The 23,307-nt window shown below is 62.1% G+C and carries 31 protein-coding genes; 4 read left to right on the forward strand and 27 right to left on the reverse strand.

What is annotated here, in order from left to right; translation table 11 throughout:
• The first annotated feature begins 6 nt into the window (after positions 1–6).
• Entirely contained in the window at positions 7–1,299 is a 1,293-nt protein-coding gene (locus R3E77_16330) for a protein kinase (GenBank protein ID MEZ5500984.1), read from the forward strand.
• 25 nt (positions 1,300–1,324) lie between these two features.
• Here R3E77_16330 and R3E77_16335 read toward each other — a convergent pair whose 3' ends face one another.
• The 4 genes from R3E77_16335 to R3E77_16350 are packed head-to-tail and all read right to left on the reverse strand — an operon-like array spanning position 1,325 to position 6,138.
• Positions 1,325–2,620, reverse strand: a complete 1,296-nt coding sequence (locus tag R3E77_16335; GenBank protein MEZ5500985.1) for an MFS transporter — start codon at positions 2,618–2,620, stop codon at positions 1,325–1,327.
• A complete protein-coding gene (locus tag R3E77_16340) occupies positions 2,610–3,398 on the reverse strand; it encodes an SDR family oxidoreductase (GenBank protein ID MEZ5500986.1) in 789 nt (262 codons plus the stop codon). Before R3E77_16340 ends, R3E77_16335 begins: the two co-directional genes overlap by 11 nt.
• A gap of 5 nt (positions 3,399–3,403) precedes the next feature.
• Positions 3,404–4,801 carry an MBL fold metallo-hydrolase gene (locus R3E77_16345; GenBank protein ID MEZ5500987.1) on the reverse strand — a complete coding sequence of 466 codons (1,398 nt, stop codon included), beginning with the start codon at positions 4,799–4,801 and terminating at the stop codon, positions 3,404–3,406.
• A 20-nt stretch (positions 4,802–4,821) separates the two neighbouring features.
• Entirely contained in the window at positions 4,822–6,138 is a 1,317-nt protein-coding gene (locus R3E77_16350; protein ID MEZ5500988.1) for an amidohydrolase, read from the reverse strand.
• A 122-nt stretch (positions 6,139–6,260) separates the two neighbouring features.
• On the opposite strand from R3E77_16350, the gene R3E77_16355 reads away from it, so the two are divergent.
• Complete coding sequence (locus tag R3E77_16355) at positions 6,261–7,418, forward strand: glycosyltransferase (protein MEZ5500989.1); 1,158 nt, start codon at positions 6,261–6,263, stop codon at positions 7,416–7,418.
• On the opposite strand, the gene R3E77_16360 is transcribed toward R3E77_16355, so the two are convergent.
• Complete coding sequence (locus tag R3E77_16360) at positions 7,419–7,595, reverse strand: hypothetical protein (GenBank protein MEZ5500990.1); 177 nt, start codon at positions 7,593–7,595, stop codon at positions 7,419–7,421. It abuts the gene before it with no gap.
• A 30-nt stretch (positions 7,596–7,625) separates the two neighbouring features.
• Here R3E77_16360 and R3E77_16365 point away from each other — a divergent pair, with 30 nt between their 5' ends.
• Positions 7,626–8,078, forward strand: a complete 453-nt coding sequence (locus tag R3E77_16365) for a DUF3024 domain-containing protein (GenBank protein MEZ5500991.1) — start codon at positions 7,626–7,628, stop codon at positions 8,076–8,078.
• Here the strand turns inward: R3E77_16365 and R3E77_16370 are convergent.
• From R3E77_16370 to R3E77_16470, 21 genes are all read right to left on the reverse strand, one after another.
• Positions 8,075–8,683: a carbonic anhydrase gene (locus R3E77_16370; GenBank protein ID MEZ5500992.1), complete on the reverse strand. Its 609-nt coding sequence runs from the start codon at positions 8,681–8,683 to the stop codon at positions 8,075–8,077. The genes R3E77_16365 and R3E77_16370 overlap by 4 nt on opposite strands.
• Before the next feature lie 27 nt (positions 8,684–8,710).
• Complete coding sequence (locus R3E77_16375; GenBank protein ID MEZ5500993.1) at positions 8,711–9,091, reverse strand: VOC family protein; 381 nt, start codon at positions 9,089–9,091, stop codon at positions 8,711–8,713.
• A 12-nt stretch (positions 9,092–9,103) separates the two neighbouring features.
• Positions 9,104–9,628 (reverse strand): GNAT family N-acetyltransferase, encoded by a 525-nt coding sequence (locus R3E77_16380; GenBank protein MEZ5500994.1) that lies wholly within the window; start codon positions 9,626–9,628, stop codon positions 9,104–9,106.
• 49 nt (positions 9,629–9,677) lie between these two features.
• Positions 9,678–10,310 (reverse strand): DUF2238 domain-containing protein, encoded by a 633-nt coding sequence (locus R3E77_16385; protein MEZ5500995.1) that lies wholly within the window; start codon positions 10,308–10,310, stop codon positions 9,678–9,680.
• A 6-nt stretch (positions 10,311–10,316) separates the two neighbouring features.
• Entirely contained in the window at positions 10,317–11,534 is a 1,218-nt protein-coding gene (locus tag R3E77_16390) for a serine hydrolase (GenBank protein ID MEZ5500996.1), read from the reverse strand.
• Positions 11,531–11,929 (reverse strand): HIT family protein, encoded by a 399-nt coding sequence (locus R3E77_16395; GenBank protein MEZ5500997.1) that lies wholly within the window; start codon positions 11,927–11,929, stop codon positions 11,531–11,533. Before R3E77_16395 ends, R3E77_16390 begins: the two co-directional genes overlap by 4 nt.
• A gap of 56 nt (positions 11,930–11,985) precedes the next feature.
• Positions 11,986–13,344, reverse strand: coding sequence for a sulfatase (locus R3E77_16400; protein MEZ5500998.1), 1,359 nt, complete (start codon positions 13,342–13,344; stop codon positions 11,986–11,988).
• Between the two features lie 3 nt (positions 13,345–13,347).
• On the reverse strand, positions 13,348–13,815 hold the full coding sequence (locus tag R3E77_16405; GenBank protein MEZ5500999.1) for an OsmC family protein: 468 nt from the start codon (positions 13,813–13,815) through the stop codon (positions 13,348–13,350).
• Positions 13,816–13,866: 51 nt separating this feature from the next.
• The gene (locus R3E77_16410) at positions 13,867–14,454 is read right to left on the reverse strand and encodes a GNAT family protein (protein MEZ5501000.1); all 588 of its coding nucleotides are present in this window, start codon (positions 14,452–14,454) and stop codon (positions 13,867–13,869) included.
• Positions 14,455–14,521: 67 nt separating this feature from the next.
• Entirely contained in the window at positions 14,522–15,277 is a 756-nt protein-coding gene (locus R3E77_16415; protein ID MEZ5501001.1) for a hypothetical protein, read from the reverse strand.
• Complete coding sequence (locus tag R3E77_16420) at positions 15,274–15,633, reverse strand: DUF5683 domain-containing protein (protein MEZ5501002.1); 360 nt, start codon at positions 15,631–15,633, stop codon at positions 15,274–15,276. The genes R3E77_16415 and R3E77_16420 overlap by 4 nt, the downstream gene beginning before the upstream one ends.
• A gap of 43 nt (positions 15,634–15,676) precedes the next feature.
• Positions 15,677–16,111: a hypothetical protein gene (locus R3E77_16425; GenBank protein ID MEZ5501003.1), complete on the reverse strand. Its 435-nt coding sequence runs from the start codon at positions 16,109–16,111 to the stop codon at positions 15,677–15,679.
• A gap of 13 nt (positions 16,112–16,124) precedes the next feature.
• On the reverse strand, positions 16,125–16,571 hold the full coding sequence (locus R3E77_16430) for an SRPBCC family protein (GenBank protein MEZ5501004.1): 447 nt from the start codon (positions 16,569–16,571) through the stop codon (positions 16,125–16,127).
• Positions 16,572–16,638: 67 nt separating this feature from the next.
• Positions 16,639–16,929, reverse strand: a complete 291-nt coding sequence (locus tag R3E77_16435) for a hypothetical protein (GenBank protein MEZ5501005.1) — start codon at positions 16,927–16,929, stop codon at positions 16,639–16,641.
• Between the two features lie 59 nt (positions 16,930–16,988).
• Positions 16,989–17,450 (reverse strand): hypothetical protein, encoded by a 462-nt coding sequence (locus R3E77_16440; protein MEZ5501006.1) that lies wholly within the window; start codon positions 17,448–17,450, stop codon positions 16,989–16,991.
• Between the two features lie 104 nt (positions 17,451–17,554).
• A complete protein-coding gene (locus R3E77_16445; protein MEZ5501007.1) occupies positions 17,555–17,905 on the reverse strand; it encodes a TfoX/Sxy family protein in 351 nt (116 codons plus the stop codon).
• A 42-nt stretch (positions 17,906–17,947) separates the two neighbouring features.
• On the reverse strand, positions 17,948–18,919 hold the full coding sequence (locus R3E77_16450) for a class I SAM-dependent methyltransferase (GenBank protein ID MEZ5501008.1): 972 nt from the start codon (positions 18,917–18,919) through the stop codon (positions 17,948–17,950).
• Positions 18,920–18,970: 51 nt separating this feature from the next.
• Positions 18,971–19,432, reverse strand: a complete 462-nt coding sequence (locus tag R3E77_16455) for an isoprenylcysteine carboxylmethyltransferase family protein (protein ID MEZ5501009.1) — start codon at positions 19,430–19,432, stop codon at positions 18,971–18,973.
• Positions 19,432–19,689, reverse strand: coding sequence for a ribosomal protein L7/L12 (locus R3E77_16460; protein MEZ5501010.1), 258 nt, complete (start codon positions 19,687–19,689; stop codon positions 19,432–19,434). The genes R3E77_16455 and R3E77_16460 overlap by 1 nt, the downstream gene beginning before the upstream one ends.
• A 57-nt stretch (positions 19,690–19,746) precedes the next feature.
• Entirely contained in the window at positions 19,747–20,388 is a 642-nt protein-coding gene (locus R3E77_16465; GenBank protein MEZ5501011.1) for a response regulator transcription factor, read from the reverse strand.
• Between the two features lie 3 nt (positions 20,389–20,391).
• Complete coding sequence (locus R3E77_16470) at positions 20,392–21,558, reverse strand: sensor histidine kinase (protein MEZ5501012.1); 1,167 nt, start codon at positions 21,556–21,558, stop codon at positions 20,392–20,394.
• A 149-nt stretch (positions 21,559–21,707) separates the two neighbouring features.
• On the opposite strand from R3E77_16470, the gene R3E77_16475 reads away from it, so the two are divergent.
• Positions 21,708–22,418 carry a hypothetical protein gene (locus tag R3E77_16475; GenBank protein MEZ5501013.1) on the forward strand — a complete coding sequence of 237 codons (711 nt, stop codon included), beginning with the start codon at positions 21,708–21,710 and terminating at the stop codon, positions 22,416–22,418.
• A gap of 35 nt (positions 22,419–22,453) precedes the next feature.
• Here the strand turns inward: R3E77_16475 and R3E77_16480 are convergent, their stop codons facing one another.
• Positions 22,454–23,272 (reverse strand): methyltransferase domain-containing protein, encoded by an 819-nt coding sequence (locus tag R3E77_16480; GenBank protein ID MEZ5501014.1) that lies wholly within the window; start codon positions 23,270–23,272, stop codon positions 22,454–22,456.
• Between the last annotated feature and the right edge of the window lie 35 nt (positions 23,273–23,307).

Below are 23,307 nucleotides of genomic sequence, written 5' to 3' on the forward strand. Positions count from 1 at the left end.
GCGATCGTGGCCTACCGTATCATCGTCGTCAGTCGCGACCAGAAGTATGCCTCCTGGTTGCGTCATCACATCGACACGATCTGGCCCGACTGCGGCGTACGGCTCCTCGATGTCAATGAATTTTCGCGCAAGCGTCGCACACTGACCGATCGCGACTGCGATCTGATCTTCCTCGATCTCGAGTTCGGCGACAGCCCCGAGGATCCCAAGTCCGAGGGCCTGTTCTGGCTGCGCGAGTTGCGCAAGCAGTCGAATCTGCCATCGTTGGTGGCGGTTGCCCAGGACGGCAATGAACTCACCGCGGTGCGGGCCATGCGCCTCGGCGCTGTCGATTATCTGCCGCGACGCTTGTTGACTTCGGAGCGCATCAAACAGGCGCTGCAGGTCATCGCGCGGGTCATCGAGCGCCGCGTCGAGGCGGCGATGCATTCGGATGTCGCGGCCAATGCCCCGGGTCCCAACTTCTCGATTCCGCGTTACCGGCTGCAGGAGCGCCTCGGCGCCTCGGACAAGGCGACGGTTTTCAAGGCCTTCAGCGACGAGTCGCAGAGCGATGTGGCCATCAAGGTCATCAACGCCGAGGTCGCCAACCAGGACCAGGAGCGACAGCGGCTGGCGCGCGAGTTCGCTGCCATCGCGGCGCTCGAGCATCCCTCCATCGTGCAGATCTATGACTATGGTGTGCATGAGGGTCGCGAATACCTGGTGATGGAGTATTTCGCGCGCGGGGACCTCAAGGCGCGCATGCGCGATCCACTGAACGCGAACGAGGCCCTGCGCTACGTCACCCGCATTGCGCAGGCGCTCGAAGTGGTCCATGCGGCCGGGCTCATTCACCGCGACCTCAAACCGCACAATGTCATGCTGCGCGACAACGACGACATCGTGCTGATCGACTTCGGCCTGGCGCGCGAAGCGAATGGCGAGGCTGGCAGCACGCGCACGGGCGTTTTGCGTGGCTCACCCTATTACATGAGCCCCGAGCAGGCGCAGGGCATGGTGCTGGATGCGCGCACGGACCTGTACAGTCTCGGAGTGATCTTTTTCGAGCTGCTCGCCGAGCGCAAGCCTTTCACGGGCGCCACCGCGATGGAGGTGCTCAACGCGCACGTGACTGGCGACATCCCGCGCCTGCCCGACGACGTGAGCGAATTTCAATCCATCATCGACCGGCTGCTCGCCAAGCGCGTCGAGGATCGTTTCGCGAGCGCCGAGGCACTGATCGACGCATTGCGCGAGATGCGCCGGGATGAGGACAAGCGCGAGGCCCCGGAACAGCGCTTCGCCGCGGCACTCTGAGCGGTCGCGATCGCGGCCGCTGCGCTCAAGGCTGAAGCGTTGCGCGTTCGCGATGCCGGCGCCCGAGCCACCAGCCGTTGATCGCCCAGGCACCTGCGATCACGGCGCCGAGCCAGGCCACACCGGTCGCGCCCAGCATCCCCGACTCCAGCCAGTTGCGCACCTGTGCCGTCGTCCAGTCCGCGACACGGTAGACCGGCACATCGATCAGGTTCTTGGCCTTGTACTTGCTTTGCGCATCGAGCGTACTGAAGAGCATTTCTCGCGCCGGCCGGATGAATGCATATTCGCCCCAGCGCCGCAGCACGAATACCACGGCGAGCACGGCGAAGCTGCCCGCCATGGCGAGGGCGGCAAAGCCGCCGATCATCGCAAGCGGCACCAGCACCAGCAGCGCACCCGCACCAAATCGTTGTGCGATGCGGCCGGTGAGGAAAACCTGCGAGAGCACCGTCAGTGTCTGCACACTGTAATCGAGCCGCGCGAATACCTGCGTGCGCTTCTCGACGTCGGCGAAGGTCGACTCCACCAGGCGCAGTTGCTCGAAATACAGAAAGGTATTCAGCACCGAGATGAAAACGACATACAAGGCGATGGCCAGCAGGTAGGGCGAGCGCAGCACCAGTGCGAATCCGGCAAAGGGATTGCCGCCCAGGGCCCTGTCCGCCGTCGTTGCAACCTGCAGGGGCGCCGTCTTCCAGATGTTGATCAGCAGGCGCTGGCAGACGATCGCCGCCGTGAACATCACGCCGCCCAGCACGAGCACGCCGCTGTTACCGATGTGCTGGACGCTGAGATCCGTAAGCACCGGCCCAAGCAGCGCGCCCGCCGTACCGCCGGCAGCGATGAACCCGAACAGACGCTTCGCCTGGCCGGTATCGAACAGTTCCAGCAGAAAACTCCAGAACACGGACACCAGCAGCAGATTCAGCACGCTGATCCAGACGTAGAAGAACTCACCCGCCCAGCTGGCGCTCGACTCGCGGGCGAAAAGAAGAGCGCAGCCGAACAGTGACAACGCAACGATGGCATAGATCGCGGGCAGCAACACTCCGCGGCGGACGCGTGCGACCAATGCGCCATAGATCGGCACGATCGCGATCGCTGCAATGCCCGTGTAGCCCCAGAGCTCCCCCACGCGCTCGCGGCCAAGCAGCGTGCCGATAGTTTCCCGCACCGGACGCACCGCGAAGTAGCCGCCCAGCACGAAGAAGAACAACAGGAGGGCGATGACTACCGCGGACGATTCGCGCGCTTCGACCCGGGCAACACGATTCAGCAGGCGCGCCAGCGCACCGGCGCGCGCCGCGTCATCGCTCATCCGGTTTCAAGCCAACGAAAAAGCTCGCCCAGTCTGCAGGACCGCGTGTCGGATCCGAGACGATTGCCAGCGTGCGGTTGATGGCCGATCGATTGCCCAGGGCGTTGACGCACACGGCAGCGACATCGGCGCGGGGTATCTGCCCGACCGAATCCTTCGGGTCGCTCTGCAGGACACGAATGCCGAGTTTGCCGCCCGCCTCGTTGTTGAGGCCCCCGGGACGCACGATGGTGTAGTCGACTCCTGAATCGCGCAGGCTGTTTTCGCCCCGCAGTTTCCAGATCATGATGTTGTCGAGGATGCGATTGAGCATGTGATCTTCGTGCGTCACTCCCATGGACGAGACCAGCACGAACTGCTGCACACGCGCTTCGCGCGCGGCCTCGGCCAGCGCCTTGACACCGCCATAATCGACCAGCTCCGGCTTGTTGTCGGGCTCGCGGCGACTGTTCGAACCGACGGCCGAGATCACGTAGCTGACACCTGCCATGGCGCCGGACAAGGAACCGGCATTGCGCACGTCACCGACCGCGTATTGCACCGAATCACCGAATTGTTCGCGCGCCTTCGCCTCGTCGCGAACCAGCGCACGTACCCGATAGCCCCGGGCCAGTGCCTGGGTGACGACTTCCCGTCCAGTACCTCCGGTCGCGCCGGCGACCAGCAGCAGTGGCGGCAGGTCGGGCGCGCGGCCGCCGCCGGCACAGCCCGACGTGATTGCTGCCAGCACGGCCAGCAGTCCGGCGCGCAAGGATTTGTTGATTGTGCTTTGCATCATGGAACCTACCTCCGCAAGTCCGCCAGATCGACTCTCAACCCGGGCTCGGTCAGCTGACCCTGGGCGCCCAAACCCGCCAGGCGTTCGCGAAATGCCTGCGCAGCCTCCGGATCGCCATGCACCAGATAGACCGGCGGCCGGTTGGCAAAAGACCCGTACCAACGCAGCAGGTCCTCCTGGTCACCGTGGGCCGACAAACCGCCCAGAGTATGCACTGTTGCAGCCACCGGCACGCTCTGGCCATGAATTCGAACTTCTTCATCGCCGTCAACCAGTCGTCTGCCTAGTGTACCCGGCGCCTGGAATCCGGTGATGACCACATGGCAGCTCGAGCGTTCGAGATTGTGTTTCAGGTGATGCAGCACCCGCCCGCCGGTACACATCCCGCTGCCTGCGATGATCATGGCGCCCGACTTGATCGCATTGATCGCCTGCGACTGATGTGGCGTCTTCGACAGGACCAGATTCGGAAGCTCCGGCATGCGCGAAATCCGCCGTCGCAGTGCCAATGCATCATCGTCGTAGCGTTCCGTATGGCGCCAGTAGACCTCACTTGCCTCGATCGCCATCGGGCTGTCGAGGAATACCTGCCACTCGTCCACCTGCCATTCGCGATAGTGCGAAGCCAGCATGTACAACACGTCCTGGCTGCGGCCTATGGCAAAGGCAGGAATGATGATATTGCCGCCGGACCTGCGCGCCGCGCCGAGGATCTCACCGAATTCCGCCTCGGTGGCAGTCCGATCGCGATGCCGGCGCCCGCCGTAGGTGGTCTCCATCAGCACGACATCCGCCGCTTCGAAACCAAACGGGTCCAGCAGAATAGGTGAGTCGTACTGACCGAGATCGCCGCTGAACACGAGGCGACGGTGCAACCCTCCCTCCTGCAATTGCAGATCAAGGCTCGACGAACCCATGATGTGACCGGCCTCGCGTACGAGCAGGGTCACGCCGGGCATCACTTCGAATGGCTTGTCGTAATCGACGGCGCGTACCAGACGCAGGACCTGTTCGGCGTCGTCCTCATCGTAGAGCGGTGCGACCGCCGGTGCGCCGGCCTTGCGATGGCGGTTGACTCGCTGTGCGTCGCGCACGGCGAGCGAAGCCGAATCGCGCAGCAGAATCGGCAACAGGTCGCGACAGGCCCGATTGGTATAGATCGGACCGCGATAGCCACGTTTGACCAGCAGCGGCAGGCGCCCACAGTGGTCGATGTGCGCGTGGCTCAGCAGGACCGCATCGATGCTGCCGGGTTGAAATGGAAATGCTTCGCGATTGCGCAGATAGGCGTCGCGCCCGCCTTGCACCATTCCGCAGTCGAGCAGCAGCTCGCGTCCATTGACGCGCAGGATGTGACAGGATCCCGTCACCTCGCCGGCGGCGCCGAAAAACTCGATTTCCATCCGCTGGCTGCGATCGCCCGTCAGTGCGTGGCGCCGCCCCGCAGATAATCGAGCGCTACGCGCGTCAACGCCCTGGTCGCGACGGGAATGGCGGACTCGTCCACGAAGAACAGCGGCGAATGATTGGATGGCGCAGCCAATGGATTCTGGTCACGCGGCGTCACACCGACAAAGAAAAACACGCTGGGAATTTCCTTCGCATAGTAGGCGAAATCCTCGGCGCCGGTAATGAGCGACAGCCCCTTGACCTGATCGGCGCCTGCGACGGCGCGCAATGACGGCAAAATTCGCTCGGTCAGTTCGGGGTTGTTGTAGGTCACCGGGTTATTGCCCGGATTGACCGTGAGCGTCGCGGTTGCACCATTGGCCAGCGCGACATTTTGCGCGATACGTTCCATGCGCTCCAGTATGTCCTTGCGCTGCTCGCCGGTGAAGGTACGCAGTGTGCCCAGCATCTCCACTTCATCGGGAACGATGTTGTAACGTACGCCTCCCTTGATGGCGCCAATGGTAACGATCGCGGGATTTTCGGTGATGTCGATCTGCCGGGAGACGATCGTCTGCAGCGCGTTGATGATCTGTGCGCTGGTGACGATCGGGTCGACGCCGCCCCAAGGTCGCGCGCCGTGCGTCTGCCGGCCACGCACATTGATGCTGAAGAAATCCGACGCCGCCATGAATGGTCCCGCACGGTATCCGATCAGGCCCGCGGGCAGATTGGCCATGACATGTAGACCGAACATCGCCTCCGGCTTGATATCGGCGAACAACCCCTCCTTGATCATCAGGCTCGCGCCGCCCTGTTCGCCGACCGGCGCGCCTTCCTCGGCCGGTTGAAACACGAACATCACCGTGCCCGGCAGGTCGGCGCGCGCTGCGGCGAGGACCTGGGCAACGCCCATCAGCACCGCTGTGTGCACATCGTGCCCGCAGGCGTGCATGACGCCAACCGTGTCGCCGCGGTATTCAGCCTTGGCGAGCGAGCGAAACGGCAGGTCGGTCTGCTCGATGACAGGCAGGGCATCCATGTCAGCGCGCAGGCCAATCACCGGGCCGGCCTGTCCGCCGCGCAGTATGCCGACCACGCCGGTGTGCGCGATGCCGGTACGAACTTCCAGACCGAGCTTGCGCAAATGCGCGGCAACGATCTTGGAGGTGCGAAATTCACGATTTGACAGTTCCGGATTGCGGTGAAAATCGCGTCGCCATTCGAGGACAGCGGGCGCGACTGCGGCGATGCTGTCATCGATACTCGCCGCGTCCGCTCGAGCCGGCATTGTCGAGACGCTGAAAAAAGCCGCGAAAACCAGTACCTGAACGCGCAAATGCTGCTTCATTTTCTACTCCCGTTGCGCAATGCTTGCAGTCAAGCCCGAGCTTGACAGGCAACCGCGCAGCGAGTGGAATCTCCCGCTGAGCGGCAGCGGCGCATTCATTACAGTATAACGGGTTGCACCCCATGCATCTTCTCGATACAACCCTGTTCTACTCGCCCACCAGCGGCGGTGTAAAAAGCTATCTCACCGCCAAGCAACGCTGGTTTGCTGTCAATTCGAGCTGGCGGCACAGCGTCCTCGTTCCAGGCGAATCCACGCAGTTCGAGGCTGGCGCGATCAGCACCGTGGCGGGCTGGAAGGTCCCGGGCACATTCAACTATCGCCTGCCGCTCAATCCGCGTGCCTGGTCACGGGCGATGCGCATCCTCGATCCGGACTGCATCGAGGTGGGCGACGCATTCCACACCGCGTGGGTGGCGGCGGGACATGGCCAGCGCCATGGCATTCCGGTTTGCGCGTTCTACCACTCCAATCTGCCGCGCATCATCGGGCAGCGATACGGCGCTCGAATCGAATCACAGGTACGACGTTATGTGCGCTGGTTGTATTCGCGCTTCGATGTCGTGTTCGCTCCGAGCCGCTTCATGTGCGAGTACCTCAACGACCTAGGCGTCCGGTACACGAGCCTGCAGCCGCTCGGCGTCGACGCCACGGTATTCCATCCGGCGCGTCGCAACGAGGAAGCGCGCACGCGTCTCAACCTTTCCCCCGGTACCAGGCTGCTGGTCTATGCCGGGCGCTTCTCGCAGGAGAAGAATATCGAGGTATTGCTGCGCGCATTTGCGCGCCTCGGGCGGCGCTACCATCTGCTGCTGATCGGCGGTGATACCCTGGCGCGGCCGGCCAGCAATGTCACCCGCATCCCCTATTGCCGCGATCCGGTCGAACTGTCGCAGTGGCTCGCCTCTGCCGATGCTCTGGTCCATGCCGGAACGCGCGAAACATTCGGCCTTGTGATACTCGAGGCGATGGCCTGCGGGCGACCAGTGGTCGCGGCGAGGGCCGGCGCCATTCCGGAACTCGTGGACGAACAGGTGGGTCAGCTTGCCGAGCCGCTTGACGATGCGAGCCTTGCCGAGGCCATCGATACGCTGTATTCGAGAAACCCCGCGCAGCTTGGCCTGGCTGCGCGCGAACGCGTCGTATCGCAGTTCACCTGGCAGCGCTGCTTCGAGCGCCAGCAGGCAACCTATGTTGCGATCACCCAGGGACACGCGATCAAACCCATGCGCGTCGAGGCGGGCACCGAGGTCATCGAACTGCGCACGCCGACGAGCTGATCAGCCCAGCCAGCGGCGCAGCAGCGCCATGCCAAGCCGCCAGCGCGCGAGCCGCAGCACCAACCACCACATGACGCGCTTGGCCGCCGGCACCGGCCGCGGCGGAATTGCAATGCGAAACTTTGCGCTTAGGTCCTGATGCCGCATGTTGTCGAGCTGCCCGCTCGCTCGTAGCATAACAGGGCGCGAGATAACATCGAGGACCGCTTGGCGCAACTACCGGCACTGACCGAAAGAATTCTGCGACGCACGCTTGACGCCTATTGCGCGCGTATCTGCCCGCCGAGCGCGCGCTATGCCGTGCGACTGGGCTGGCGGCTCGATGACACCCGGGTGACATTGCACGAATTGCGTTCATTCTGCGGTGTGCCGGGTGCGCCGCATCCGGTCGCTATCGCCCAGTTCAGATTTTCCGGTTCAACGGGCCGCTGGACTCTGCACGTGGCGGACCCGCGCGGCTGGCGGCGCTACCGGCCGCATGCGTCTGACTCGAGCTTCATCGCATTGCTGCGCGAAGTGGATGCCGACCCCAAAGGGCTATTCTGGTGCCGCGTCAATGGCAAGAGTCTGCGCTGGTGCAGTTCGCGTGGACGCTGCGATGACTGCGACCGCCGCTATTGCCAGGTGCTCGGGCTCGGCTCTCTCGCCAACGCCAGCTAGCTCACGACGTCGGATGCAAGCGTGGCACCAAGATCGCGCAGCAGGCCATCGTGCAGATCGTATATCCAGCCGTGCACGTACAATTTCTGACCGCGATCCCATGCCCGGCGCACCATCGCGAGGCTGCCAACCTGACGCACCTGCGCCAGGACGTTGAGCTCGCATAATCTGCGCCAGCGCGCCGCTTCGTCCGGCAGTGCATCGAGTTCCGCGCGATGCGCATCCACGACCATTCTCAGGTGCTGCAACCATGACTCGAGGGGCTCCGCAACGGCCGGGCCCAGCGCCGCGCGCACGCCACCGCATTCATAGTGTCCACAGACGATGATGTGCTCCACGCCGAGCGTATCCACCGCATATTGCACGACCGAATGACAATTGACGTCAGTGGTCGGCACGATATTGGCGATGTTGCGATGTACGAACATCTCTCCGGGCGCAAGCCCGACGATTTCGTTCGCAGGAACGCGGCTGTCGGCGCAACCTATCCACATGTAATCCGGCGCCTGCAGACCGCACAATCTCGTGAAGAATTCCGGGTCGACCTGGGTACGTTCCCTTGCCCAGCGCTTGTTGTTGACGAAAAGTTGCGGCGCGTAACGCACGATTGATTTCCTCCTGCAGGACTCGTGTCAGTCCCAGTGATGCGCAGTCGACGAAAAATCCGGATTGCTGGCGCGAACGACGCAGAACTTCTGGCCGGTGGGCGCCAGCATCACGCACCAGGTATGCACGAACTCGAGCCGCTTCGCGCCGAGCCGTTCGAGGCGACGCACTTCGGCTTCGATGTCGTCGGTCTCGATATCGAGGTGAACGCGGCTTGCATGACTCACTGCCTGCACTTCGACATGAAGCTGCATCGCCTGCGGCTCGAGGCGCACGTACTTCTCGCCCTCCTCCCCCGGCAGCGCGGTCATCGGCATGCCGAGCGCCGCCGACCAGAACTGTGCTGCGGCGGACGGATCCGCGGTCTCACAATCGATGATAAAGCCGGCGAGACGGCTCCTGTGCATGATCAGTCCCCCTCAGGACAAAGCGAATATCTTGAGGCGTTTGCCGCTCGCATCCGCTTCCGTTTCGCTTTCATGGTGAAGTCCGAGCCGCTCGAGCAGCCGGATGGACCGCTCGTTCTCCGGTGTCACGATCGCGAGAATCCGCCGCATCGCGCGCTCCCGTTGTCCCCAGTCGAGCACGGCGCGCGCTGCTTCGAGGGCATAGCCGCTGCGACGCCAGGCAGGCAGGAAGGCAAAGCCGATATCGGGATCCGGGAGGGTGTCGCGCTGGAGGAGACCACAGATGCCGATGGCGCGATCGTCCTCGGCAAGCCCCACCCTGAGCAGCCCAAAGCCGAATCTTGCGTAGCTCGCGCGCGGTCCTTCGTTGATATAGCGGCGCGCACTGGCGAGATCCGTAACGCCGCGATCGCCAATGTATCGCTTGAAATCTGCATCGGTCAGCAATTCGAGAATGAACTCGGCATCAGCCATGTCGAGCTGGCGCAGCGTGAGGCGCTCGGTGCGCAGGACATTGTCTTTTGCAGTGCTCGTCATCGCTGCGCTCATTATGCCGCTCACCTGGCCTGACGAGATAGGCTTCAGGTCAAATCGACTGGCGTCCGGTCAGGTTCGCCAACTGGCGATCATGCCAGCGGGAGAGCACTGCGAGGCTGCAGCTTCCGCCGATGAGCGCCATGAACATGTCCCATTGCGTATCCCAGGCATCGCCCTGCGTCCCCAGGAATTCGTCGGCTCCCTGTCCCAATGCCAGGGCGGCCGCCCACTCGATGAGTTCATAGCAGGCGCTGATTGCCAGTACGATCGCGAGCACGATGAAGGCAAGCATGGCGCGACCTCGTACGTAGTGCCCGCGCCGCAGGATCTCGCGCGCGAGCAAGGCCGGCACGAAGCCCTGGAAGAAGTGCCCGATCCGGTCATAGGGATTGCGCGCAAGGTCGAATGCGTCCTGCAACAGGAAGCCGAGCGGCACGCGGGCATAGGTATAGGCGCCACCGAGGATCAAGACCAATGCGTGCAGGGCAATCAGGCCGTAGGCGAGCGGTGTCAATGGATATCGCGCCCAAGTCGCTGCAAGCAGCGGCAGGGCGATCAGCACGGGAAAAACCTCGAGCCACCACGTGGTCCGGTCATAGGGGTGTACCGCTGACACCGCAAGCGCGATGACGATGATGGCGGCGAGGAGCGCAACGAGGCGCAGGCTGTTGCCCGGGTTCATGATCACTCAGTCGAAGCTGCGGGCAATGGCCCGAAATACGGCCTGGGTTTCCGGATAACCCGACCCCTCGGCGGATGGACTCCAGGTCGCGGTCTGCACGATGACGAGCTGGCGCCGCGGATTGACGTAGATCCACTGCCCGCCGTGACCGAGCGCGCTGTAGGCATCGTCGTCCGGCCAGAGCCACCAATAATGCTGGTAGCCGAGCCCGTTGCGCTTTTCGATCGCGCCCGGATGCAGGTAGGGTCGCTCAGGATCGGGTCGTGTCGCGAGGCGTACCCACTCGGCAGGCACGACCTGTTCGTCGCCAACCCGTCCATCGTTCAGGAACAGGAGGCCGAATCGCGCGTAGTCACGCGTCGTTGCGTTGATGCAGCAGCTGGCGATCTCCATGCCACCCGGTCGGTCCAGCACCCAGCTCGCATCATGCTCGGCACCCAGCTTTTGCCATATGCGCTCGGAGAAGTACTCCGCCAGCGGCTTGCCGGCGCGCCGACGAACAACCCAACCCACGACCTGTGGTTCGATGCTGGCGTAATAAAAGGCCGTGCCGGGCGGTCGCAGCTTTTCATGAAACCAGAGTATGGTCTGGTTATAGGGCAGTCGACGCTCGATGACACCGTCGATCCATGCCCGCCCCTCGCGACTCGTCTGGTCGAAATTATCTTCGACGAATTTGACGCCCGAGCTCATCTGCAGCAGGTCGCGCAATGGCACATCGCCGTAACCAGACTCGTTGAGTTCGGCGACATAGGCGCCCGCGGGCTGCGACAGCGAACTGATTGCACCATCCCGCACGAGCAACCCGAGCAGAGTGGATGTCACAGATTTCGCCATGGACCAGGATACGAACAACGTATTGGCATCGGTTCCGCGCAGGTACTTCTCATAAGCGATCCGGCCGTTCCTGACGACCAGCAGCGATGTCACGGCATTGCGCCGAAGATAGTCCTCGAGCGTGAATGTCTTGCCGTCCAGGGTGTATTGCACGGAAGTCAACTTCCTGTCGGCTCGCGCGAGTGGGCGCACGGCGCCACCACGGGCGATCAACCGGCTGGGATAAATCTCCGCCATGCGTGTCCACGAACCGAGGAGATAGGGCTCGGTCAGTACCTGCAACGGCTCGCCCACCGGACCTTCGACCTCCGCCACTGCGGCCGGCGCGACCAATCCCATCGATGCGATCCACCCGAAGCGGCGCGCGCGCGGTGCGATTGCGTTCATGATCTCTCCAGGGCAGCGCCTATGGCTGCCGCAAGGTCAAGAAATTCCTGCTCCGCCAGTTGCTGTCGCGGCATATCGGACGCATTGGTCATCCATACCGGCTGGCGCCAACGCGGATCGGCGCGATAGCGCGGAAAGACATGCCAATGCAGATGCGCGACCACGTTTCCGAGACTCTCGGTGTTCACATGGTCCGGTGCAACGACCTTCACCACGGCCCTTTGCGCGGCGTAGAGATCGGCGGCGAGATCGAGCCACTCCTGCAACGACAGCTGATCGAGCCGCGCGACGTGGCGCGGCGTGAATATCAACACGACATGGCCGCGATAGGTTTGGTCGCGGTCGAGATAGAGTGTCGTGACCCGTTGCTTCGCGATGGCGTGCAGTTGGGACATCGCGACGGGATCGTGCGTGCAGAAAGGACAATCGCTGGTCCCTGATTGCGGCGACATCATCTGGCTGGATAGACCGGCATCGGCGCATGCCTGCGAAGTGCATTGAATTCGGCGCGCACTGCCTGCAATTGCCCATTCAACCGTGCGGCAACGTCTGGATAGCGGCTCGACAGGTCATAGGATTCGCCCGTTGGTCCGGAGATGTCGAACAGCAAGGCATACGGAGCTGCAAAGCCAGGCAGGAGGTCGAAGTTCTCCAGTGCGCCGAGACTCTGGCGGTAGAAGGCGTGCGTCAACAATTTCCAGCGACCCGCGCGGATTCCGGCGAGTTCTTCATTGGTGAAGAAATACAGGAACTCGTGATGGTGTGAAGCACCTGCGCGACCTGTCAATGGCAACAGATCCAGTCCGTCGATGATGCGATCAGCCGGCAATGCCGCGCCGGCAGCCGCCGCAATGGTCGGCAGCAGATCGATGTTCATGGCAGGCACCGTTACCGTCGAGGCCGGCTTGATCTCTCCCGGCCAGGCAAGGAGCAGCGGGACGCGAAAGCCGCCATCCCAGGTCTCACCCTTGCCGCCGCGTCCGCCGCTGCGGCCCTCCCACCATGAGCCGTTGTCACTGGTGAATATGACCAGGGTATTCTCGGCGATCCCCGCGCTTCGCAATGCGCGCAGGATCTCGCCCGTGCTGGCATCGAGTTCCTGAACGACATCGCCATAGTGACCAGCGGCAGACTTGCCCGCGAATCCGGCGCCTGGATGCAGGGGAATATGCGGAGCGGTATGCGCCAGGTAGAGAAAGAACGGTTGCTCGCGAGGCAACTCGATGAACTCGACGGCTGCACGGGTAAATCGGCGGGTCAGCGTCGCCTGATCCACGTTGGGCTCGATGACCTGCTCATCCTGGTACAGCGCAAACCCCGGCATGTCATTACTGAAGGGCACACCCAGGAAATGGTCGAAGCCCTGGCCTGTCGGCCAGAATGGCATCGCATTGCCCAGATGCCATTTGCCGACCATGTAGGTCGCATAGCCGCGTGCGCGCAGAATTTCGGCAATGGTGATCTCATCTGTCGGCAGGCCACCTTCATCGCCGGCATGCACCACGTCCCAGGCGAGACCGCTACGCACCGGGTAGCGACCAGTGAGCAAGCCGGCGCGTGACGGCGAACAGACATTGGCGCTGGCATAGAATTGCGTGAAGCGCGCGCCGCGTCTGGCGATTCGATCGAGATTGGGTGTCGCGATGATATCGTTTCCGCTGCTGCCGATATCACCATAGCCGAGGTCGTCAGCGACGATCAGCACGACGTTGGGTGGACGATTTGCGCTCGATACGGCAAGTGCGGTGCTTGGCACCGACAGCGCCGCAAGCACCAGGACGACGGGTTGCCATGTCGGCGCAATCGACATCGCTCAGGCCATCACTGGCTCGCAGCATATGCGCGTGCGCACCGAGCTCGCGATGAAACAGGCATCGTGTGCGCGCTCGTGCATATGCTCGTGCTCGGCTGCCGTCGGTTGACGTTCACCACAGAATGTTACACGGGGTCGCAGCGTGACTTCAGTCATGGCAATCCGTCCGCTTTCGTCGCGACCCATGATTCCGCGGGCCTGGTCGTGATAGTGATCGACGGTAAACCCCTGCTGGGCGGCGATGGAAAGAAACCACAGCATGTGGCAGCTGGACAGGGAAGCGACAAATGCCTCCTCCGGATCGACCGCTTTCTCGCAGGAGTATGGCAGGGGTACGACATGCGGTGATGCCGATGCCGTAACATCGACGCCGCCATCAAAATGCCACTGGTGGCGACGGCTATAGCGGTTGTCCGTGAATGTCTGATCACCACGAGTCCAGCTGACGTCGACGCCGTGCTCAGCCATGAATCGATCTCCCAGGTCACGAAAAATGTTTGCGGCGCGCAGCCCGACCGCCTAGACCTGCAGCCTGTCCAGCAGGCGTCTTTCAATCTCTGGCCATTCGCGATGCAGGATGCTGTACATCACGGTATCCCTGACCGTGCCATCGCGCCGCAGCGCATGATGCCGGATGATACCGTCCTTGCGGGCGCCGAGAAATTCTATTGCGCGCTGCGACGCATGATTGTCAATATCGGTACGCAGCCCGATGACGGCACACCCGAGATCATCGAAGCCGTGACGCAGCAACAGGAGCTTGCAGGCCGGGTTGACATGCGTGCGTTGCCAGCGTCGCGCATACCAGGTGTAACCGATTTCCGCGCGATCAATGTGCGCTACGATGTCGTGGTAACGCGTGCTGCCGACTACGGTGTTCGTGATCGTGTCGCGAACGACCCAGGGCAGCATCTGACCGGCGCGCGCCCCTTCGAGCGCCGCACCGATGTACGCCACCGTTTCGCCAGGTGCAGGCACCGAAGTCACACGCAGTTCCCACAATCGACCGTCGGCCGCGGCCGCCTCGAGCTCCGCTGCGTGTTCGAGCCTCATGGGTTCGAGCCGCACGCCGAAGCCTTCGAGGGTGATGGGCACCGGCTTGATCACGCCGCGCGACCCGGCGTCGCGGTCAGTCCTGCCGCTGCGTGGGGGAACGATGTCAAACTGAACTTGGTCAATGGCCAAATTGCGCTGGTCGCTGCCGGAACAGCAGCAGGCACAGCGCAATGAATGCGATGAGCACCGCGGATGCTCCATAACGACTGAGCGCAAGGCCGCCCGAAGCGATGGGCTTGTCGAGAAAGTCGCCGAGTACCGCGCCTAGTGGTCGGGTCAGTACGAAAGCCGCCCAGAACAGAGCGGTATGCGGTAGCCGTGTCCAGAAATAGGCCGCTGCGATGATTGCGAGCATCGCGCCGTAGATAATCGCAGCCCCGGTATAACCCAGACCGGCGGTGTCGGCGGTCCAGTCGCCGAGCGCCGTGCCGAGCGTCTGCGAGAACATGATGGTCACCCAGTAGAAGATCTCGGCGCGCGGCGTGCTCACCGACTCGACCGCAATCGTACCCAGCGCGCGATACCAGACGACGAGTGATGCGAGCAACAGGACGAGCAACAGGGTACTACCACCCGTGTAACCGATACCGAGCGATCGGGTGGCAAAATCGGCGAGCGTCGTGCCGACTGTCGTCGTCGCGATGATGGTCGTCCAGTAGATCAGCGGATGGAATCGATCGGCGTAGATCTGGATTGCGATCGCAATGATGAAAATTGCGGCAAAGATCCCGGTTGCGACCAGATAGCCAAGATTCATGGACATCGATACGGCATCGCCACCGGTTTCGCCAAGTGTCGTTGCAACGACCTTCATGACCCAGAACAGAAAGGTGACTTCGGGCACCTTGGCGGTCGACGCGATGGTATTTTTCATGCTTTGTCCTTATCCGCAAGGCTGTCCTGCTTTCTTCCCGCGCGATAAGCGTCAACGATGCCTGCAATCCACAACGCCAGCAGGGAGTAGATCGCGATACCCGACTTTCTCGTGGTTGCCTGCGACGTTTGCTCGACTTCGGAAGATATCGCACCGACATCCATGGCCACCTCGCCCGCTTCGATACGATCGACAACGGCCAACGCCGTATCCATGGCAGTGACGACGACATAGCCCGCAGCGGCGAGAGACGCCAGCACCAGTACGAGACCAAGCCAGATGCGTCGCAGATACAACTGGCCGATTCCCGGCAACACGAGACCGCTGAGCAACACCGCCTTGACCGTACGGCTCACGCGGAGTTCCGGAAAAGTTGGGCGGTCAGTGGGCCCTGAGTGTTCATGATTGTCCCAGCCAGTTGCGGACTCGCGCCGTTCGAGTCGCAACAATCATGCCGACACCAATCAGAATCGACAACAGTGGCATGACGATCGCGGGCTTACCCATCACCCTGATCGCGTCAGAGAGAAACTCGACATAAAAAGTCTGACAAACGACTCCGATGAACGAGAGCAGGAACAACGGCATTGCCCACTCACGTCGAAACAGCAGTGCCAGTGAGCCAAGGACGCCACCAAAAACTTCCGCGCCGTAAACGACATTCACCCAGGACGGTATATCTCGAAAGAGCGATTGCTGGTCCGGCGGCATGGACTGCAGGAACGCGTCCGTTTGAAACACCCGCATGTAAAACGAAAAAAGATCCATCAGGAACCATAGCAGGCTGAGTCCCGCAATTGCCCGGAACCACATGGGTATTCTTGCCAGGGTCATATTGGCTGTCCCTCTAGTCTGGAATTTCCGGTTCGACGAGCTTCGCGAGCTGCTCGAGCGATTCCTGCCACCCCAGATAGCACATTTCGACCGGGATGACCTCAGGTATACCCTCCTGCACGACGGTCAACTCGGTCCCACAGGAGACGGCGCGCATCTCGACGCGCGTCACCATCTCGCCGACGAGATTGGGGTCGTCGAACTTGTCCGTGTAGACGATGCGCTCGTTCTCGACCAATTCGAGATATTCGCCGCCAAAAGAGTGACCGTTACCGGTCGTGAAATTCCTGAACGACATTTTGTAGCGGCCACCGACGCGCCCCTCGAGCGCGTGAACCTTGCAGGTGAAACCGTAGGGCGGCAGCCATTTCGCCAAGGCCTCTGCGTCGAGGAATGCGCGATACACTCGCGCGGATTTGGCGCGCAGGACTCGATGCAGTTGGACGCGTTGGGCGGTCATGGCAGCGCTCCTTCAGGATTATTGCAGGGTGTGACGAACGCGCGCGACTTTGGTTCCCAGCCGCATGTCACAGCCGGTCGGTAAAGTGGAACCGATGTAGCAATCTGTGAAGCAACGGCGTCAGTATCAGCGCAGCGGTGATGATGAACACGAGGCCAGCATAGAGCGCGTAGGCACTGGCAAACAATTTCCCACCTGTTGTCACCGGCACATTGACCGGCCCCATTCCGCCGAGCAGCATTGCGCAGTTCAGCAGCGCATCGAGAGGCGACAGTTTCTCGAAGTGCATGTAGCCTGCAACGCCCGCAGCGAGTGACGCCCCGAGCAGTGCTGCCGCAATGACAACATGCCGTAGCATTCGCAACAAGAATTTCCGCCGGCCCAGCGGCGGCTGCGATTTTGACTCATAGAGCCGGGTCATTGCCGCGCCCGTCCCGAATGCGCGCCCGCCCCGGATCGGCTCTCCTCCACCGGGATGGGATCGAGATCAGGCGCTACGAAGGACTGCCTGGCGGCCTCGCTGTTGAGGCACTCCCTCGAATAGTGCGACAGCATCACTTTCGGCTCATGCAATGCGACGCAACGGGCAAGGAAATCATCGCTACCGGATGTGGATCCGGCCTTGCGCATGAAATACCCGACAGCCAGCAGCCAGGCCCGGGTCAGGGTTTCGTGGTACTTGACCGGATCGATGCCGTGGTGTTCAAGAAAGCGGATGAGCGTGCGCCGAAAGACCGCCACCGCCTGCTCGGGCCCATGCTGTGCGATTTGAATATAGGCCAGTCGCAAATGAGCCCGGTGATCGAAATCCGCAGCGCGAACCTCTCCGAGCAGCACTCGCTGCTCAAATTCGTGATCGTCCGGGGTCAGCGAATGCATGATCCATTCCAGGCGCGAGCGGTAGCGCCCATTGCAGCATTCTAAGGTCTTGCCGCCAACCGCCCAAAGCAGTTCATGTATCGCCCGGCGACGCAGCCGACCGCCTATGACTTGCGGGGCTTCCCGGCCTTGGGCCGCGGGCGCTTGGGTTTGGGAGCCGGCAGGGCTCCCGCGGTAATCAGCAGGGCATCGCGTAGCGCGTCTGGGTCATCGAGAAGGGCAGCGAGCAGGAAATGGTCCTTGGCGCCCGGATAGGGCGGAGCCAGCACAACTTCACCGAGATGCGCCTTGCCCTCGGCCGTCGGCTTGAGAAACAACTGGTCATTGCACAGCAGCGCGATCACTTTGTCATCGACATAGAGGGCGTATTCTCCAAACATCTTGCGGTAGACCAGGCGCTTACCGAGACCAGCCTGGTCGCAGATGTAATGGATCATCTCAATGCTCGATGCCATCGATGTGCTCGCGCGGGTTCGGCCGTCCTGTCTCAGGGTTGTTCAGGGTCTGCGTGCGTCATAGTAGTGATTGTCACCATCATCATCATATTCTCCCTGCAGAACCAATCCGTATGCGCACAGCAGCTCCGCGTAAGCTCGTGCACCAAGTGACCGCGACGGCTGACCCGTCGTGAGGTCAAACCACGCGCAAGCCTTTGCTGGTGCGGTAAACAAAAGCCTCCCGCCGGCAGTCAGGCTCTGCGCCAATCGCTCAATCAGCCGTCGCTGGGACTCGCCCGGGAGCAGGAACAGCAACCCCCATGCAATTACGGCATCGAAATGCCGGTCGAACCGGTCCGAGCCTTCGATCGTCTCGCAGCGCACCCGTGCGTGTGGATAGCGTGTTTGATAGGCAGCGACGAAGGTCGGTGCGGCATCGAGGGCGTAAAGCTCCGCGCCCCGCTCGGCGAGTACATCGGAGCGCCCCGACCCTGGTCCGCAACCGAGATCCAGGAGCGCGGCGCCTTGGCGCAGTCCCTTTGCCCAGCGGCGGATAACCTCCATACCGATCGTCGAACCCTGGACGGCCCGGATGAAAGGCTGCGCCGCTCGTTCCCATGCAGTTGACGGCAGCCACTCCCGTCGCGCCTGTACGGAATACAGCTCATCGCGCGAATAGAAATTCAGCGGCCACTTGGGGTCGTTCAGCGGCGAGGCCAGGAGCGACGCAAGCGCGCCGTCGAAACCCAGGTCCAAGCAAGCCTCGGCATGGGCGGCAATACCATCGACATACAATTGAGTGATGGTTTCGTGATAGCCGCTGTCGTCCGTGTTCGGTGTACCGACCGATTGATTGTGCAGGCGGATGCGTCGGCGCAATTCCAGCAAGGCCCCGTCATGACCTGCGCGCCACAGGTACCACAGCCCCGCTGTCAGATGTGCCTCATGCGTCCAGCGTTCACGCGGCAGGCGCAGTGCTTCGAAGTCGGCAATGAAGGCAGCAACTGCCGCTGTGTCGTAGTTAGTACCCAAGTGGTCCGTGTCGCCGTGCCCGGTGGACCGCCTGCCCCGGCCGGCTCCCGCTCAAAGCCATCGCCTCACACGCCGCATGTAGGCAAGGAAGGCCTCGCCGAATTTCTCCGACAGCGCCTCCTCCTCCGGCCTGATCTGATAACGGCTGATGTACGCGACAAATGCCGGCAACATCAACAGGGCCGTTGCGTTGGCCAGATACATGGCCCAGCCGATGAGAATGAGCAGCAGGCCGAGGTACATCGGATTGCGCGTATAGGCATATACGCCGGCGGTAACGAGAGTCGATGCCTTCTCGGGCGACAACGGGCTGACGGTCGTGTCCGCACGGCGAAAACGCAACACTGCCGGCAGAACCAGCAAGACGCCCGATGCTGCGAACAATGCTGCGAATATCCGCTGACCGCCGAATGCATGCACGCTCAAAGCAGGTGTCAGGCGCGCCGCAGCGTACATCGCCGCTCCCGCGATAACGAGCACCAGGGGTGGCGGTACTTTCAGATCGAGTTTCATCACGCCAGCGTGCGGTACAAAACGTAGAGCATCACGATCAGGATCCCGAGCCCAAACAGTCGGCCGATGCCGGTTTCCATCTTCGGTTCCTCCATCGGAAAATCGGGTCCAGCTTTTCCTTCGCCGGCCTCGACCATGTCCTTGGCTTCTTTCAGGCCGACTCCATGTCGCTCGCGCAGCAGCTTGATGGCCTCGATCTTGCGGCCCTTGCGCAGCGCATCGATAACTTCGGATGGCAGGTCGTGGGTGCTTGTCATGACCTCAATTCCTTCAGCCGCAGGCGGATTCAACTACAATCATAAGGCGGCGGGGCCCTAAAGCAATTTGTGGGTGATCGCTTTCAACACGGCATGCGTGCGATCGCGGCACTCGAGTCGCAGCAAGACCTCCGATATGTAGTTCTTTACCGTACCCTCGGATAGATGCAGCACTCTGGCGATTTCCTTGTTGCTGTAGCCGCCGGCCACCAGGCGCAGGATGCTCTGTTCGCGCTCGGTCAGATGCAGCCCGGATGATTTTGCCTCCGGCGTCCAGGCCGCACGAATGGGCCCGAGACTGACCGGCTGCAACAGGGTATCTCCAAGCGCAACACGTTGTATGGCACTGCGCAGATCCTCCGGGGAGGCATCCTTCAGCAGGAATCCCTGGGCGCCTGCCTGGACCGCCCGTAGAAGCAGTTCGCTGTCATCAAAGGTTGTCAGCAGGATGACCGGGGTGGCGTTTCCCGCTTCGCGCAGACTGGAAATGAGTTCGATGCCGCCCATGCCAGGCATGCGAATATCACTGACAATGACATCGACCGGCCGTTGCGGCAATGCCGCCAGTAGAGCCGTTGCGCTCTGCGCTTCCAACGCGATCTCGATCCCGAGATCGGTCAACAGGGCCGCGAGCCCGCGCAGCACAAGCGCCTGGTCATCACACAATGCGATACGTATTGGCCGTTGCTCGCTCGCCATCCCCTAGGCCGTCAGCCATGCCCGCAGACGCACGCCGCCTGCCGCATCCGTATCGACTGATAATCTGCCGCCGAGCGCCGCCAGTCGCTCGCGCATGCCCGTAAGGCCGTTGCCAAATGTGATGCGTGACGGTGTTGCGCCATTGTTTGTAACCTCGAGCAGGAGTCCATCATCATCGCGACGGCAAAGCAGGCGAATTTCGCTCGCCCGACCGTGACGCAATGCGTTGGTGATGGCCTCCTGCGCGCAGCGCAGGATGGTCTCTGCCTGGGCTACTGAATCGACGCGCAAATCCGGTTCAACATCCACGGCAATGTGCGTTCCTGCGACCGGACGGGCGAGCGCCTTGAGCGTCTCCCCGAGGGCAAGACCGTCATGTTGGCGCAATGCGCTTACCACGCCGCGAATGTCGGCCAGTAGTTCATCAGCGAGACTGGCGCCCAGCTCCATGTCGTCTCGCACTTCAGCATCGACACGGCGTGCGAGACGCGTCAGGATGAGCTTCAGTGCCGTCAGCTTGTGCCCGGCGACATCGTGCAATTCCCGCGACAGTTTCAGGCGCTCACCACTGCGTGCACTTTCCTCGAGCAACCGTTGCGTCGCCAGTAGCTCGGCATTGACATGCTCGAGATGTTCGCGGCGTCGCTCACTCACCATCATGTAATAGCCAGTCACCGCGGCAAATCCCTCGAAAGCGAACAATGGCACGAAGTCGAGAAGGGCATCCACAAGGTCGCCGGTGAGCGACCACCAATGCAATATCAGGAAGGCATCGAACAGGCAGACGAAGCCGATCGCCGATGCCAGCGGCATGACCGACACCAGCTGTGCAGCCACGACAATCAGCAGCACGGCGGTGTCGCCACCGCGCAGCAGGTAGTCGGCGAGCAGTACTAGTGCGCCCTGCAACAGTACGTTCAGCCTGCCGCGCGTGGTCTGTGAAGTGCGGCGGGGCAGCGAATGGACCACGAACAGAACCAGCATGCCGATGAGTGCCAGGAAACCGAACCACGCGCGCGCTTGACCCGCCTGCATGGCCGGCCAGTCGAGCACTTTCGCGCTGACGCCTAACCAGGTGACATAGGCCGCGATATTGAGCGGTGCGAACAATTGCGCGGAATTCGTCCGTGGATTGCGACGCTGCGTCGATTGTGGACCCTCGTTTCCCATGGCTCCAAGCATGGCAGGCCAACCGCGCTGGTGGAACCCTCGCCCCCCGCAATATGACTTTTGGCACCCCCTATTCGTGACCATTGGCACCTCCTGGATGTTCGCACGCGAGGCAATACTGGCCGTGAAGACTTCCGAGGAGGCTGGTCATGGAAAACACCTACGATATTTTGCTATCGATGCACGGCCTGGTCGGCGTAGCCGCACTCGTCACCTATTGGGCGGCGGCACTCGCACGCAAAGGATCACCGCTGCATATCGTGAGTGGTCGCATTTACCTGCTCGCAATGCTCGGCATATGTGCCACCGCAATACCGATGGCTGCGATTTTCCTTGCGCGCGGGAGGACCGTGCCAGGCGTGTTCCTCGGCTATCTCGTGCTCATCACGGCGACCGCGATGTGGGGTGGCTTTCGCGCCATTCGCCTGAAACGCAGCGAGTCCAGCTTCCGTGCCGGGTCGTACCCTGCGGTCAGCGTCGCCAACCTCGCGGCGGGACTACTCGTGCTCGCGCTCGGTCTTGCGAATACCAGCCCCCTGTTAAGCGGCATATCGTTCATCGGCATTTCAATCGGCGTGGGCAATCTGCGTCGACTCCGTTCACCGCTGGGCGTTTCCAATTGGTGGATCATGGAGCATTACGGCGCAATGCTCGGCTGCGGCATCGCGACACATGTCGCATTCCTGTCGATTGGACTCAATCGGTTGATTCAGGCCGCCGGCATGCAATTGCCGGGCACCGTCAGTCTGCTCGCTTGGGCCTTGCCGGTAACGACAGCGGCCATCGCAGCCATCATGCTCAATCGCAAATACGCCGGCGCCCGTGCCTCGCGATCACCAACAACCGCGGTTAACGCATAGGGTCTGGTGCGTTGGCTGCCGCGCAGCGACGCAGGCTATTTCCGTATGCCGGTGGCGATCTGCATGGCAAAGGGCACGCATATGCCTCCGGCGGACGCAAAAGGCGCCATCTTGTCGGTGACATCCCGCACTACGGCTGCTCGAGCCGCCGGGCTTGCGTTTGCGAATCCACCTGCCATCGGCGTTGCACTGACGTGCTCGGGCACGAACTGTGTGGGCACGGGCAGCTCGAGGTTGAGGCATTGCGATCGCGTTTGCGCCTGGGAGAAGCCAGCCGCACTGACCAACTTGCAGATCGCCTCGCAATCGTTAAACGCGAACGCGGCTCGCAGCCCCTGGGCTACGTCGGCGCCGATGTGGTCGTCCACCGCATGCAGGAGGGCATCGAAATAGGGGTTCTCCTCGATCCTTGACCAGAGGCTTGCGGCGACGTGACCGCCCGGCCGCAAGACTCGAAGCATTTCCGACAAGGCTTTTGGCTTATCGTCAAGAAATTGCACGGTCTGCGCGCACAGCACGACGTCGAACTGTTGGTCATCGAACGGCAGCTGACAAGCACTGGCTGCATGCCATTCAATTTCCGCCGCGCCAGCAGTGCTGCGCGATCGGGCAATGTCAATCATGCCCGTATTGACATCGACGCCGACAGCTCGACCCTCGAGGCCAACCTTCTCGGCGGCGCACCTCGTTGCCGCGCCGGTACCGCAGCCGATATCCAGGATGGCTTGTCCGGGTTGCAGGTTGGCGCCATCGACCAGTGCGCGCGCAGCCGGCCCCAGGATCGCTGGCACCAGGATGCGTTCGTAGCGTTCGGCTGCCTCTCGGGCGAGCTGCCATTGGGTGGAAGTCGGCATCGGGATATCATAACCGCGTGATAGCAATATCAGGG

Source organism: Steroidobacteraceae bacterium (assembly GCA_041395505.1).
GTDB lineage: Bacteria > Pseudomonadota > Gammaproteobacteria > Steroidobacterales > Steroidobacteraceae > JAWLAG01.